The following is a 12,757-nucleotide window of genomic DNA, read 5'->3' on the forward strand; positions in this document are numbered from 1 at the left end:
CGACAGGCGATTGGCCACAGGTTAAGTACCCGGGCCAATCTGCCGGACGCCCGCTGCTGATGACTGCAAGATTTGGGGCTGCCTCCGGGCGGCCCCTTTTTGTTTTGGCAGGTGCAGAAGGCCCGCGTTGCGGGCCTGCCTGCGGCGCGAGTATTTGTACGAAGGTGAAAGGGTGAGGCGCCTCCCTGCAGGAGCCGCAGCGATTTCACTGGCCCTGCGACGCCGGGCAGGCTAGCCAAAGCCCATGCGCCTGTTTCTTCTCGTCTCCCTCACCATGACGGCCTTTGCCGCGAATTCCATTCTCAGCCGGCTGGCCATCGGGGCCGGGCATATGGATGCGGGCAGCTTTGGCCTGCTGCGGCTGGCCTCGGGGGCTGCCATGCTGGTGGTTCTGTGCCGGATGCAGGGGCTGGCGGTGCGTCAGGATCTGGTCGCGAGCCTGCAGGGCGGGGCGGCGCTGACGCTGTATATCGCTGGGTTTTCGCTGGCCTATCAGCAGCTTGATGCCGGGCTTGGCGCGCTGGTTCTGTTCGGCGTGGTGCAAGTCGCAATGTTCCTGTGGGGCGCGGTGCGGGGCAATGCGGTCAGCGCGGGCCAACTGGCGGGGGCGGTGCTGGCCTTTCTGGGGCTGGCCTATGTGGTCTGGCCGGACGGCTCAGGCACCGCGCCCTTGGGCGCGTCTCTGCTGATGGCGGCGGCGGGGCTGGGCTGGGGCATCTACAGTATTCTGGGCCGGGGGGCTGCGCAGCCGCTGGCGGCGACGGCGGTGAATTTCCTGTGGTCCACGGCGATGTTCCTGCCGGTTGCCCTGTGGCTGGGCGGCAGCACGGTCAGCGCCTATGGGGCGGTGCTGGCTGTGCTGTCAGGCGCCGTGACCTCTGGCATGGGGTATGCGCTGTGGTACCGGCTGCTGCCGCAGATCCTGCCTGCAGTGGCTGCCACCGTGCAGCTGAGCGTGCCGGTGATTGCGATCCTTGCCGGTGCGGCAGTGCTGGGCGAGAGCATCGGGTTGCGGCTGGTCTTTGGCAGCGCCGCGGTGCTGGGCGGCATCGCGCTGGTGGTGCGGCGGGCGCCCGCGCGCAAGGCGCAGCCGGCCAAGTAACCGCAGGGGCTTCCCTGCGCCGCCGCTTGCGCTTATCTGGTCCGCATGCGTGAGTTTATAAAACCCCTCTTTGCCGCCGCTGCGGCGCTGCTGCCACTGCCTGCGGCGGCCGATTGCGTGATCCTGCTGCATGGGCTGGCGCGCTCCGAGACGTCCTTTGCGGTGATGGAGGAAGTTCTCCAGTCGCGCGGGCTTACCGTCGTGCGGCCCGGCTATGCCTCGACCGAGGAGACCATCCAGGTGCTTGCAGAGGACACTTTGCCCGCGGCCTTTGCTGCCTGCGGCGAGGAGACAACCCATGTGGTCACCCATTCGATGGGCGGCATCCTGCTGCGGTACTGGCTGCAGGATAACCGCCCCGCAAACCTGGGCCGGGTGGTGATGATGGGACCGCCCAACCAGGGCAGCGAACTGGTGGATGAGCTGGGCGACTGGGAGGTGTTTGGCCTGTTGAACGGTCCCGCCGGCCTGCAGTTGGGCACCGGGACGGACAGCCTGCCGAACCGCCTGCCGCCGGTGGATTTCGAGCTGGGGGTGATTGCGGGCGATGAGACGCTGAACCCGGTGTTCTCCGCGCTGATCCCGGGCGCGGACGACGGCAAGGTTTCGGTCGAGAGCACCAGGGTTGCAGGGATGGCCGCGCATCTGACGCTGCCGGTCACCCACACCTACATGATGAACAACCCGCGGGTGATGGCGCAGGCGCTGCATTTCCTGGAGGAAGGGCGGTTTGAGCCGTCGCTCGGCTGGCTGGCGGCGGTGGATGAGATCATCAGCGAGGCCTGCCAGCTGAATGGCGGCTGTGAAGAGGCGGAAGAATGACCTTGGAACTGACGCTGCAGGGCGGCGACGTGCTGCGCCCCGGCGGGCTGGAACGCGGCGGTGAGATTGCCATCGCGGGTGGTCTGGTGGCAGATGCGCATGCGGGGCGGGCTGTGGACCTCAGCGGTTATCTGGTGCTGCCGGGCATCGTGGACGTGCATGGCGACGGGTTCGAACGCCACCTGGCCCCGCGCCGGGGTGCGATGAAGCAGATGGCGGAGGGGGTTGTGGCCGCGGAGGCGGAACTGGCCGCCAACGGGATCACCACCGCGGTTCTGGCGCAGTTCTACTCCTGGGAGGGCGGCCTGCGCGGGCCGGAGTTCGCGGCCCAGGTGTTCGAGGCGATCAAGGCGGTGCGCGGCTCTGTCGTGACCGATCTGCGGCCGCAGCTGCGGTTTGAGATCCACATGCTGGAGGATTACGCCGGGCTGGCTGCGCAAGTGGCCGACTGGCAGGTGCCTTATGTGGTGTTCAACGATCACTTGCCGCATGAGCGGCTGGCGCAGGGCAAGAAGCCGCCGCGGCTGACCGGACAGGCGCTGAAGGCGGGGCGCAATCCGGAGGTCCACTGGCAGATGCTGAAAGACATGCACGCGCGCCGGGATGAGGTGCCGGGCAGTCTGGATGCGCTCTGCCGTGAACTGGTTGCGTTGGATGTGCGGCTGGGCAGCCATGACGACCAGACCGCAGAGGACCGCGCTGTCTGGCGCGAACGCGGCGCGCGGATTGCTGAGTTCCCTGAAACGCTGGAGGCGGCAGAGGCCGCGCGCACGGCGGGCGACCCGGTGATCCTCGGCTCGCCCAACGTGGTGCGCGGCGGCTCGCACAAGGGCAATGCCTCTGCCGTCGAGCTGATTGCCATGGGGCTGTGCGATGCGCTCGCCTCCGATTACCACTATCCCAGCCCGCGCCGTGCGGCGCTGATGCTGGAGCGTTCGGGCCTGCTGGATCTGGAGAACGCGTGGCGGCTGGTCTCAGCCGGGCCTGCGCAGCTGCTGGGCCTCACCGACCGCGGAACGCTGGAGCCGGGCAGGCGCGCCGATATTCTGGTGCTGGACAAGGCAACCCAGCGCGTCGCGGCGGCGATTTCCGGCGGGCGGGTCAGCTATATGGCCGGGGATGTGGCGGGCCGGTTCCTGGCCTAGGGGAGAGCGCCGCGCATCAGGCCGGATGGCCCTCTTTGCGGCGCGTGAAACCGGCGGGGCCGCTTTCACGGATCCGCCTTCTTCTTCTGGCCGGAAATATCCCGGGGTCTGGGGGCAGAGCCCCAAGTTGGGAAAGGGTTTGGGGCAAAGCCCCAAACCGTTAGCCTTCCGCCCGGACCACCCGGTTCACGTGGCCCATCTTGCGGCCAGGTTTGGCCTCGGCCTTGCCGTAGAGGTGGAGGGCGCAATCGGCTTCCTTGGCCAGCTCCGGGATACGGTCCACGTCATCGCAGATCAGGTTTTCCATCACCACATCGGAATGGCGCTGGCCGTCGCCGAGGGGCCAGCCGGCCACGGCGCGGATGTGCTGTTCGAACTGGTCGGTGGTGCAGCCGTTCTGGGTCCAGTGGCCGGAGTTGTGCACCCGCGGGGCGATCTCGTTGACGATCAGGCCCTGGGGCGTGACGAAGAGTTCGACGCCGAGGACGCCGACATATTCCAGCGCGTTCAGGATCTTGCCGGCCATCAGCACCGCATCCATGCGCTGGGACGTGCTCAGCTTGGCGGGCACGCTGGTGGTGTGCAGGATGCCGTCGCGGTGGACGTTCTCGCCGGGGTCGAAACAGGCGATCTCGCCGGTCACGCCGCGGGCGGCGATCACCGAGACCTCATGGCTGAAGTTGACAAACCCTTCGAGGATCGAGGGCGCGCCTGCCATGGACGCGAGCGCTTCACCGGCGTCTTCAGGGGATTTGATGCGGGCCTGGCCCTTGCCGTCATAGCCGAAGCGGCGGGTTTTCAGGATCGAGGGCGCGCCGATCTCTGCCAGCGCTGCATCGAGGCTGGCCTGATCACTGATGTCGGCAAAAGGCGCGGTTTGCAGGCCGAGGTCCTGCAGGAAAGTCTTTTCGGTCAGACGGTCCTGGCTGATGCGCAGCGCCTCGCGGCCCGGGCGGATCGGTTTTTGTGATTCCAGCAGGTCGAGGGCGGAGGTCGGGATGTTCTCGAACTCATAGGTGATGACGTCAACAGAGGCGGCAAAGGCGGCGAGCGCCTCTGCGTCCTCGTAGCCTGCGGTGGTCACGCGGTCGGCGACATGGCCTGCGGGCGGGTTGGCGCCCGGTTCAAAGATATGGGTCTTGAAGCCGAGGCGGGAGGCTGCGACCGAGAGCATGCGGCCGAGCTGGCCGCCGCCAAGGATGCCGATGGTAGCGCCGGGGGCCAGAACATCAGTCATCGGAGGGCTCCTCGGGGATCGAGGCCGACAAAGCTTCGCGCCAGTTGTCCAGGCGCTGGGCCAGGTCTGCGTCCTGCAGCGCCAGAATGCCTGCGGCCATCAGGCCTGCGTTGGCGGCACCGGCGGATCCGATCGCCATGGTGGCGACCGGGAAGCCCTTGGGCATCTGCACGATGGAATAAAGCGAGTCGACGCCGGACAGGGCGCGGGTCTGCACCGGCACGCCGACCACCGGCACGCGGGTCTTGGAGGCGACCATGCCGGGCAGGTGGGCGGCACCGCCGGCGCCTGCGATGATCACCTGCAGGCCGCGGTCGGCTGCGGATTTTCCGTAGCTCCACAGCCGGTCCGGGGTGCGGTGGGCAGAGACGATTTTCGCCTCATAGGCAACGCCCAGTTCATCGAGGATGTTTGCGGCTTCCTTCATGGTGGGCCAGTCGGATTGGCTGCCCATGATGATGCCCACTTTGATGTCGGCCATGGATGGTGGCTCCTGTCGCGGCTTGTGGAGCGCGCACTATAGGGAAAGTTGCGATTTTCGCAATGTGGCTTGGATGGGAAAACGGCGGGGTTTGCCGTGTTTTCCGGGGGCTGGCGCTATGCCGCAGGGGAGGGCTCCTGCCTGTGCGAGGCTGCAGCGGGGCTTGCGGGACACTGGCAAGCGGGGCAGGGTGGCGGCTGGATCAGGGAGGAGAGCAAGATGCTGGAGCTGCGGCCCAATTGCGAGCTGTGCGACAAGGACTTGCCGCCCGATGCGGCGAATGCGCGGATCTGCAGTTATGAGTGCACCTATTGCGCGGCGTGCGTGGAGCAGGTGCTGCACAATGTCTGCCCGACATGCGGCGGCGGCTTTGCGCCGCGTCCCATCCGGCCGAAACGGGCCTGGCGGGAGGGCCTGACGCTGGGGCTGGACAACCATCCAGCGTCAGAGAAACGGGTGCATTCCAAGTTCACCCGCGCGGATATTACGGCGCATGTTGAGCGCATCCGGCATTTGAAACCGGAGGAAAGGTGAGCGTCCCTTACCCTCCGCCGCGGCGGGACTTCAGGCGTTTTTCAATCTGCCGTTTTTCCCAGTTCTGGCCAAAAAGGTCGATCACCTCATAGACGCTGAGGCCATGCATGGCGAGACCGATGCCCCAGCCAAGGGCCGGCCAGACAACCCAGAAATAATCGGGGCTTGTCAGGAGGTTCAAGATCAGCAGCCCGGCCATCACCACGCCGTATTGGATGGCATGGGTGTAGAAGGCCCGGATATCACGCACGTATTGCATGACGTCCTGTTCCTCCCCGCTCAGTTCCGGCGCTGCTGCTGCTGGTGTGGTCTGCATGTCCTGTTCCTTTCTCAGGCTGGAGAAGTCCGTTTCCAGAACAGCGGCAATGCATTTCAGGGTTTCAGGGCTGGCCTTGGCGCCGCGTTCGATACGTTGCAACGTGCGGGTGCTGATGCCTGCCATTTGGGCAAGCTGTTCCTGAGACAGGCCTTTTTCGAGGCGTAGCTTTCTGACAATCACTGTGGTTCTTCCTGCTGTTCACATGCTGAGATTGGCGCAGGTCCGCGGCAAAGGCCACGACAGCACGGCGACACGGACCCGACAACAGGGCAACATTTGCTGGATTTTACAACTTGCCGCCCGGCCGGTCCAGCCGCAAGCAGGCGGGCGGAAGCGGCCGGGCCTTGCCCTGTGGGGCGGCTTCGCCTGCCGCGGCGGGCAGGCGAAGGGCGGGATTACCGCTGTTTCGGCAGGATCAGGTTGAGCAGGAGGCCGGCGACACCGGAGAGGCCGATGCCTGCCAGCGTGAAGCCTTCGCCGAATTGCAGGGTCAGGCCGCCGAGACCGATGATCAGAACGGTGGAGATGATCACCATGTTGCGCGCCTCAGAGAGCGCCTCGCCCAGTTTTGCCAGCACCGACAGGCCGACCACGGTGACCATGCCAAAGAGCAGGATCATGATGCCGCCCATCACCGGCATCGGGATGGTGGCGAGCGCGCCGGACAGCTTGCCCGCAAAGGACAGCGCGATGGCGAAGATCGCCGCCCAGGTCATGATCGCCGGGTTGAAGGCGCGGGTCAGGGTGACGGCGCCGGTCACCTCGGAATAGGTGGTGTTGGGCGGCCCGCCCAAAAGGCCCGCGGCGGCGGTGGCCAGGCCGTCGCCCAGCATGGTGTTCTGGATGCCGGGTTTCTCCATATAGTCGCGCTTGGTCACGCTGGAGATCGCCATGATGTCGCCGAAGTGCTCAATCGCGGGGGCGATGGCGACCGGCAGGATGAACAGGATGGCGGCGAGGTTGAACTCGGGCGCGACAAAGCCCGGCACCTTGAACCAGGGCGCGCCCGTCAGCGGGGCGGTGTTGACCAGCGCCTCGCCGGTGACGGAGCCCAGCACCAGCGCGGCGATGTAGCCTGCGGCGACGCCAGCGAGGATCGGGACCACCCGCATGATGCCGCGGCCCAGGATCGCCGTCAGCATGGTGGCGCCCAGCGAGATGGCGGCAAGCAGCAGCGCGGTGTTGCGCGGCATCACCTGGGTATCGCCTGCAAGGCCGGTGGCCATATTGACCGCAACCGGCGCCAGCGACAGGCCGATCACCATGATGACGGGGCCAACCACGACGGGCGGCAGCAGCCGGTGAAGGAAACCGGCGCCAAAGGCGCGGATGGCAAAGGAGAGCGCTACATAAAGGAGGCCCGCCGCCGCCAGCCCGCCGGTGGTCGCCGCCATGCCCCAGGTCTGCACGCCGTAGATGATCGGTGCGATGAAAGCGAATGACGACGCTAGGAACACCGGCACCTGGCCGCGGGTCACGATCTGGAAGATCAGCGTGCCCAGCCCTGCGGTGAACAGAGCGACGCTGGGGTCAAGCCCGGTCAGCAGCGGCACCAGCACCAGCGCGCCGAAGGCGACAAACAGCATTTGGGCGCCGACCAGCGCCTGTTTCGGGGTGAATTTGTACTCGGTGCTCTGGCCGTCAGGCGCGGCAGTGTGGTCGCTGGTGGCGGTCATTGTTCTCGCTCGTTTGTTAGGTCTGCAGTCCCGCCCGGGCCGGGCAATTGCCGGGCGCGCGGACAAAATTGCACTGCTCCTAAACGGAAATCTCCGCTTTGACCATCCGGTCAGGGGCCGTTTCGGAGCCTGCGGACAGGGTGTCGCAACAGGGGGCGGGGGTGCAGCATCCCCGCCCCTGCGGACTGCGGGGGCCGGATGCAGTTTCCGGCCCGGGCAAGGGGATCAGTTGCCGGCAAAGAAGCCAGCGACCTCTGCAACAATGCTCTGGTGTTTGGCAGCCCGTTCTGCGGTGCCGCCGCGGCAGATGATCTCGTCGCCGGGCTCTTCGGCGGCCAGGATGGCCAGGCCGCCCGGTTTGCAGACGCCCAGAAAGTCGAAATGCGAGAGCGTCTGCGGTTCGATGTAGCGCAGGCTGCTGCCGGGCAAGGACTGAGCCAGCGCCCGGGATTCGATGTCCAGTGTTAGGCCGGAGTTCATGATGGGCGCGCCGTAGACCAGCATCGGGCGCGTCACCCGGGCCAGGCTGTCCGCCGAGAAGCTTTGGGTGCCGCCGAGGTCGAACAGGGCAAAGGCCTTGATCCGCGGATCGGACAGGTCAGCCTCCATGCGGGTGCGGTCCTCAGCCGTTTCGGCGATCTTCCAGCCCTTGAGGACGCCGCAGACCAGTTCATCCGGCATCTGGCTGCAGAACCGGGCAAGCTTGTCCGCATCGTAACGCGCGCCGGCCAGAAGCGCGGCGGTGAAGCCGCCCAGCGAATGCCCGGCCATATAGATGCGGTCCGGGTCGGCTAGGCCGCTGAGCTCTGGCGCGGACAGCAGGTGGTCAATGACGCGGGAGATATCGCGCGGGCGTTCCCAGAGCTGGCGGCTGAGGTCCGGTTCGCGCGACCAAGTTGACGTGCCGGGGTGGCTGATGGCGGCCACGGTATAGCCCTGGCGCGCCAGGGCGGCGGCGAGCCAGCCCTGGTTCAGGAAGTTACCGTACATGCCGTGCGACAGCACAACCAGCGGAAACGGCCCGGGGGCGGGGGCTGCGTCCCGTGCGGCCTGCGGCGTTTCCCAGACCTTGCTGTCGTAAACCGGTGCGAGCGGGGCAGGGTCCGCGGCCGGATACCACAGGTGGCCTTCCAGCGGACGGGCGCCTTCGGCGGCGGGGATTTTCAGATCCTGCAGGCCGGGCAGGTAGGATTGCGCCGTGGCGGCGGCAGCCGTGCAGAGTAGGGCGAGAATGAACAGAAGAGGTTTCATGATGTGCTCCGGGGTTTGTTTCAGATGCACTGAAATCTGAGCGGCCGGCGCAATTGCAGCAATAGCTCCAGTGGCTTATAGCTGTCCTGTAACCTGATGCAGGACAGGACGGCAGGGAAAGAGGACAGATGGACAGCAGCACAATGCTCACCTTTCCGCTGCCAGTGATGACCGCGGCCCTGTGTTGCGCCCTGGCTGTTTTGATCTGGCGGGCGGAGCTGGGCTGCCGGCAAGCGAATCTGCTGTTTGCGGCCTGCTTCGGGCTGTGCGGCCTGTCCGCGCTGCTGGTCGGCTTGCGGTTCGGCTATGGCATCAGCGCCATGATCCCGCTGCAGCGCATCCTGCCGATGTATTTCGGGCCGCTGCTCTATCTGGGGTTTGCGGCGCTGGCGCCGGGCGGATGGGCCTTGCCCCGGCGGGCTGTCCTGCATCTGGCAGGGCCGGTTGCAGCGCTGGCCCTGTTCTGGGTTCTGGTTGCGGATCTGCGGCATTTGGACTGGCTGATCAGTGCCAGCTACCTGGCCTATGCGGCGGCCCTGATCCGGCTGTGGCGCAAGGGGCCTGACGCGCTGGCGCGGGCGCGGCTCGACCGGGCAGGCCTGTTGCACCGGTGGATGCTGCGGGCCGCCGGGCTGCTGGTCTTTGTGCTGCTGCTGGATACCGCGATTGCCGCCGACTTCGCCCTGTTCGGCGGCAGCCATGTTCCAACGCTGATTTCGGCGGGGACGGTGCCGCTGCTGATTATGCTGCTGGCCACGCTGTGCGTGCTGCCGGCGATGTTTGCAGCGCCGCACCAGAGGCCGGCGGCAGCCGCGCCCGGGAGCGCGGCTGCGTCGGGCACGGAAGCGCGGCTGCGGCAGCTGCTTACCAAGGAACAGCTGTTCCTGGATCCGGACCTGTCTGTGCAGCGGCTGGCCCGGCGGCTGCACATCCCGGCGCGGGAGCTGTCCGCGGCGGTCAATCGGACGCAGGGCGTGAATGTCTCGCATTATGTGAACGGGTTCCGCCTGGCGCACGCGGCAGAGCTGCTGGCGGGCAGCGGCAGCAGCGTAACCGAGATCGCCGCCAGGTCAGGGTTCCTGTCGCGGTCCAATTTCTACCGCGAGTTCCAGCGGGTTTACGGGCAGACCCCGGCGGCCTACCGCAAGGCGCAGATGCCCGGTTCCGCCGCGCCCTGACGCAAGCGCCGTCAGGCGTGCTGCCACGCCCAATGCCTCCCGGCGCAGCTTGCTGCGCGGAAGGAGGGGGCGGGAGGGCCTGCAGATTCTGTGAAACCGCTGCATTCTGCAGCTGCAACCCGCGCGGATTCGGCACGGGGCGGCGCGCCGGCAGCCCGGCGCGGGATCAGGCGATGATGTCCGGGGTCAGCCGGTCTTCGATCAGGGCGATTTTGTCCTTCAGGATCAGCTTTTGCTTTTTCAGCCGCCGGATCGTCAGCTGATCGGCGGTGCCGCGCTCTTCCAGCGCGGAAATGGCTTCGTCCAGATCACGGTGCTGCCTGCGGAAAACTTCCAGCTCAACCTTCAGGACCTCATCGGTCTTCATCGACACATCTGTGGGTGCATTCATGGGAGACTCAATCGGGCTTTTGAATGAAGTAAGAGTGAAGATACTTCGTTAAGGGCTTTTCCGCTAGACCTGTGGGCACATGCTCTTGTGAATCCAGCAGGAACTTCCCATATTCTTGAGGCAGCGGCTGCCGGAAGCGGGGCCGCGGATCTCCGTCGCTTTGGCATAAAGGACGAACAACGTGTCGAAACTAACCTTGGGCTCTTACCCGCATATGCTGGGGTTCGAGCAGCTGGAACGCCTTCTGGAACGCTCGGCCAAGTCGGGCAACGAGGGCTATCCCCCCTATAATATCGAACAGACATCCGATCATTCCTACCGCATCACCCTGGCCGTGGCCGGTTTCGCCGAAGAGGATCTGGCGATCACCGTCGAGGACCGCCAGCTGGTGATCCGCGGCCGCCAGCGCGACGACAGCGAGGGGCGGGTGTTCCTGCACCGCGGCATCGCGGCGCGCCAGTTCCAGCGCATGTTCGTGCTGGCCGACGGTGTCGAAGTGGGCGAGGCGGTGATGGAAAACGGGCTGTTGCATGTGGATCTGACCCGTGCGCGCCCCGAAACCGTGGTCCAGACGATCAGTATCAGAAAGGGGTAAGAGCAATGCATACACCGTTTGACTTCAAGGAGACCGGCGACCGGACCGTCTATGTGAAGGCGGTTGCGGTGGCGGATCTTCCCAAGGAGGTGCAGGAGAGCGCCGGCGACCGCGCGCAGCTTTATGCGGTGCACGATGCGGCAGGCGGCCAGCTGGCGCTGGTGGCCGACCGGCAGCTGGCCTTTGTGCTGGCGCGGCAGAACGACATGACGCCGGTGCCGGTGCACTAGGCGGCATAAGTCCAGTCCGCAGACGGTTGCAAGGCCAGCGGATTGACTTCGGGCATATGTCCCACAAGATGGATAAGGCGGGCGCGGGCCCGCCTTTTTTGATGCCTTCAAAGCCGGGAGATGCAAATGGCACGCTACGATTTCGACTGGGTGGACGCGTTCTCAGACCGCGCCTTTGGCGGCAACGGCTGTGCGGTGGTGCACGGGGGCGCGCATCTGCCGGAGGCGGTCTGCACCGCTTATGTGCGGGAAACCTCGCTGGTGGAATGCACCTTTACAGGCCCGTCGGAGGTGGCGGATGTGAAGGTGCGCTATTTCCTGGCCAGCCGCGAGATCCCCTTTGCCGGCCATCCGACCATTGCAACCGTGGCGGCGATGCGGGACCGGGGGCTGATTGAGGGCGGCAGCATTACGCTGGAAACCGGGGCCGGGATTGTGCCGGTTCGGCTGGACGGGGATCTGATCGAGATGACGCAAGTTGCGCCGGAGTTCGGCCCCTTTGCCGATCCCGCGCTGGTCGCGGCGGCGGTGTCGCTGCCGGTTGAGGCTATCGTGGGGCAGCCGCAGAAGGTCTCCACCGGGCTGCCGTTTTGCGTCACTGTGCTGCGCGACCGCGCGGCGCTGGAGGCGGCGGAGCTGAACCTGGAGGCGCTGGCGGCGCTGGGCAAATCGCTGGGCGCTGATGGCATCGACATGATGGAGCCGTTTCTGGTCGCGCTGGAGGGGGCTACGGAGGCGGGCGACACGTTCTCGCGCCTGCTGATGGCGCCGCCGAGCCCGCCGGAGGATCCCTTTACCGGGTCGGCCACCGGGGCAATGGCGTCTTACCTGTGGAAGCACGGGCTGATGGAGAAGGCGGAATTCACCGCTGAGCAGGGCCATGGGCTGGGCCGTCCCGGCCAGGCGCGGGTGGCGCGGGTTGGTCCGGCGGACGCGATTGAGGGCGTGCGGGTGGCTGGTGCGGGCTTTGTTCTGATGCGCGGCACGGTGGATCTGCCAGAGGATATCTGAGCGCCGGATGCGCCTGTGCGCGGTACCGCCGGAAGCCGCCGCAAGCTGCGCTGAACGCCCCGCTACGGGGCGATGAGCGGGGAGCGGCGCGCCACTCGCGGCTGGTGCTCCGTGCTCCAGCTGCTACCTAGCCGGCCTCAGGTGCATGTCCAGAACCTGCGGCATGAGCCATTGCGCACCCCTGGCGCTGAGGTGGTCATCGTCCCGGTAAAGCGGAGCTCCCGCTTTTTCGATCAGGCAATCGGACGGGCACATGATGCTGGAAAGGCTCATGCAAACAGCAGAAGGGGGAAGAAGACATAGAATTGTTCCTCGACCGAAAGCGACCATGTGTGCAGAAGCGGATCGAGTTTTACGCCGTCTCCGAAATAGTCCTGTGCGCCGAGCCAGAACCAGATGTTCGAGGAGAAAAGCAATGTTGCCTGTGCAGACCTGGCAAGCGCTTCGTACTGGAAGGGAAAGAGCAGGAACCAGCCTGCAATCAGGCACACCGCGATGACCGCGAAGAGGGCGGGCAGGATCCGGCGCGCACGGCGCTCATAGAATGCGACGATGGAGAACCGCTCTTCGGTGATTTCGCGGGCCAGAATTCTGGTTATCAAAAAGCCGGAAATCACAAAGAACACGTCAACGCCGACAAAACCGCCCGGAAACCCCGGCACGCCGGCATGGTTCAGGACAACTGGCAGAACCGCCATGGTTCGAAGCCCGTCAATGTCGGGGCGGTAGGAAATGCCGTGCAAGGGAAGGCCTCCAGAACGTGCGGGCGTAAGCCGGGCGAAGCT

16 protein-coding genes are annotated in these 12,757 nt (G+C 66.0%); 8 read left to right on the forward strand and 8 right to left on the reverse strand.

Annotation, left to right across the window (positions count from 1 at the left end):
- Nucleotides 1–244 precede the first annotated feature (244 nt).
- The 3 genes from AC5STB_RS13090 to AC5STB_RS13100 are packed head-to-tail and all read left to right on the forward strand — an operon-like array spanning nucleotide 245 to nucleotide 3,069.
- Nucleotides 245–1,102, forward strand: coding sequence for a DMT family transporter (locus AC5STB_RS13090; RefSeq protein WP_495443253.1), 858 nt, complete (start codon nucleotides 245–247; stop codon nucleotides 1,100–1,102).
- A 45-nt stretch (nucleotides 1,103–1,147) separates the two neighbouring features.
- Nucleotides 1,148–1,924, forward strand: coding sequence for an alpha/beta hydrolase (locus tag AC5STB_RS13095; protein ID WP_495443254.1), 777 nt, complete (start codon nucleotides 1,148–1,150; stop codon nucleotides 1,922–1,924).
- A complete protein-coding gene (locus tag AC5STB_RS13100) occupies nucleotides 1,921–3,069 on the forward strand; it encodes an alpha-D-ribose 1-methylphosphonate 5-triphosphate diphosphatase (protein WP_495443255.1) in 1,149 nt (382 codons plus the stop codon). Before AC5STB_RS13095 ends, AC5STB_RS13100 begins: the two co-directional genes overlap by 4 nt.
- Nucleotides 3,070–3,229: 160 nt before the next feature.
- On the opposite strand, the gene AC5STB_RS13105 is transcribed toward AC5STB_RS13100, so the two are convergent.
- The gene (locus AC5STB_RS13105; protein ID WP_495443256.1) at nucleotides 3,230–4,306 is read right to left on the reverse strand and encodes a 5-(carboxyamino)imidazole ribonucleotide synthase; all 1,077 of its coding nucleotides are present in this window, start codon (nucleotides 4,304–4,306) and stop codon (nucleotides 3,230–3,232) included.
- Nucleotides 4,299–4,787: a 5-(carboxyamino)imidazole ribonucleotide mutase gene (purE, locus tag AC5STB_RS13110; RefSeq protein WP_495443257.1), complete on the reverse strand. Its 489-nt coding sequence runs from the start codon at nucleotides 4,785–4,787 to the stop codon at nucleotides 4,299–4,301. Before purE ends, AC5STB_RS13105 begins: the two co-directional genes overlap by 8 nt.
- 219 nt (nucleotides 4,788–5,006) lie before the next feature.
- On the opposite strand from purE, the gene AC5STB_RS13115 reads away from it, so the two are divergent.
- Nucleotides 5,007–5,321, forward strand: a complete 315-nt coding sequence (locus AC5STB_RS13115; protein ID WP_495443258.1) for a DUF1272 domain-containing protein — start codon at nucleotides 5,007–5,009, stop codon at nucleotides 5,319–5,321.
- Between the two features lie 7 nt (nucleotides 5,322–5,328).
- On the opposite strand, the gene AC5STB_RS13120 is transcribed toward AC5STB_RS13115, so the two are convergent.
- The 3 genes from AC5STB_RS13120 to AC5STB_RS13130 all read right to left on the reverse strand — a co-directional run bounded on the left by AC5STB_RS13120 (nucleotide 5,329) and on the right by AC5STB_RS13130 (nucleotide 8,567).
- On the reverse strand, nucleotides 5,329–5,820 hold the full coding sequence (locus tag AC5STB_RS13120; RefSeq protein ID WP_495443259.1) for a 2TM domain-containing protein: 492 nt from the start codon (nucleotides 5,818–5,820) through the stop codon (nucleotides 5,329–5,331).
- A gap of 215 nt (nucleotides 5,821–6,035) precedes the next feature.
- Entirely contained in the window at nucleotides 6,036–7,316 is a 1,281-nt protein-coding gene (locus tag AC5STB_RS13125; protein WP_495443260.1) for a uracil-xanthine permease family protein, read from the reverse strand.
- 225 nt (nucleotides 7,317–7,541) lie between these two features.
- On the reverse strand, nucleotides 7,542–8,567 hold the full coding sequence (locus AC5STB_RS13130; protein ID WP_495443261.1) for an alpha/beta hydrolase family protein: 1,026 nt from the start codon (nucleotides 8,565–8,567) through the stop codon (nucleotides 7,542–7,544).
- A gap of 128 nt (nucleotides 8,568–8,695) precedes the next feature.
- Between AC5STB_RS13130 and AC5STB_RS13135 the strand changes: the two genes are divergently transcribed.
- Entirely contained in the window at nucleotides 8,696–9,745 is a 1,050-nt protein-coding gene (locus AC5STB_RS13135; protein ID WP_495443262.1) for a helix-turn-helix domain-containing protein, read from the forward strand.
- A gap of 166 nt (nucleotides 9,746–9,911) precedes the next feature.
- On the opposite strand, the gene AC5STB_RS13140 is transcribed toward AC5STB_RS13135, so the two are convergent.
- Entirely contained in the window at nucleotides 9,912–10,136 is a 225-nt protein-coding gene (locus tag AC5STB_RS13140; RefSeq protein WP_174148795.1) for a YdcH family protein, read from the reverse strand.
- 181 nt (nucleotides 10,137–10,317) lie between these two features.
- Between AC5STB_RS13140 and AC5STB_RS13145 the strand changes: the two genes are divergently transcribed.
- From AC5STB_RS13145 to AC5STB_RS13155, 3 genes are all read left to right on the forward strand, one after another.
- Nucleotides 10,318–10,731: an Hsp20 family protein gene (locus tag AC5STB_RS13145; protein WP_019298576.1), complete on the forward strand. Its 414-nt coding sequence runs from the start codon at nucleotides 10,318–10,320 to the stop codon at nucleotides 10,729–10,731.
- Nucleotides 10,732–10,736: 5 nt separating this feature from the next.
- Nucleotides 10,737–10,961 carry a DUF1150 family protein gene (locus AC5STB_RS13150; protein WP_495443263.1) on the forward strand — a complete coding sequence of 75 codons (225 nt, stop codon included), beginning with the start codon at nucleotides 10,737–10,739 and terminating at the stop codon, nucleotides 10,959–10,961.
- Between the two features lie 126 nt (nucleotides 10,962–11,087).
- Nucleotides 11,088–11,972, forward strand: a complete 885-nt coding sequence (locus AC5STB_RS13155) for a PhzF family phenazine biosynthesis protein (protein ID WP_495443264.1) — start codon at nucleotides 11,088–11,090, stop codon at nucleotides 11,970–11,972.
- A gap of 123 nt (nucleotides 11,973–12,095) precedes the next feature.
- Here the strand turns inward: AC5STB_RS13155 and AC5STB_RS13160 are convergent, their stop codons facing one another.
- Nucleotides 12,096–12,302 carry an SGNH hydrolase domain-containing protein gene (locus tag AC5STB_RS13160; protein WP_495443265.1) on the reverse strand — a complete coding sequence of 69 codons (207 nt, stop codon included), beginning with the start codon at nucleotides 12,300–12,302 and terminating at the stop codon, nucleotides 12,096–12,098.
- Nucleotides 12,242–12,715, reverse strand: coding sequence for an acyltransferase family protein (locus AC5STB_RS13165; RefSeq protein WP_495443266.1), 474 nt, complete (start codon nucleotides 12,713–12,715; stop codon nucleotides 12,242–12,244). The genes AC5STB_RS13160 and AC5STB_RS13165 overlap by 61 nt, the downstream gene beginning before the upstream one ends.
- Between the last annotated feature and the right edge of the window lie 42 nt (nucleotides 12,716–12,757).

The organism is Leisingera sp. CC-HEC093, assembly GCF_059429195.1.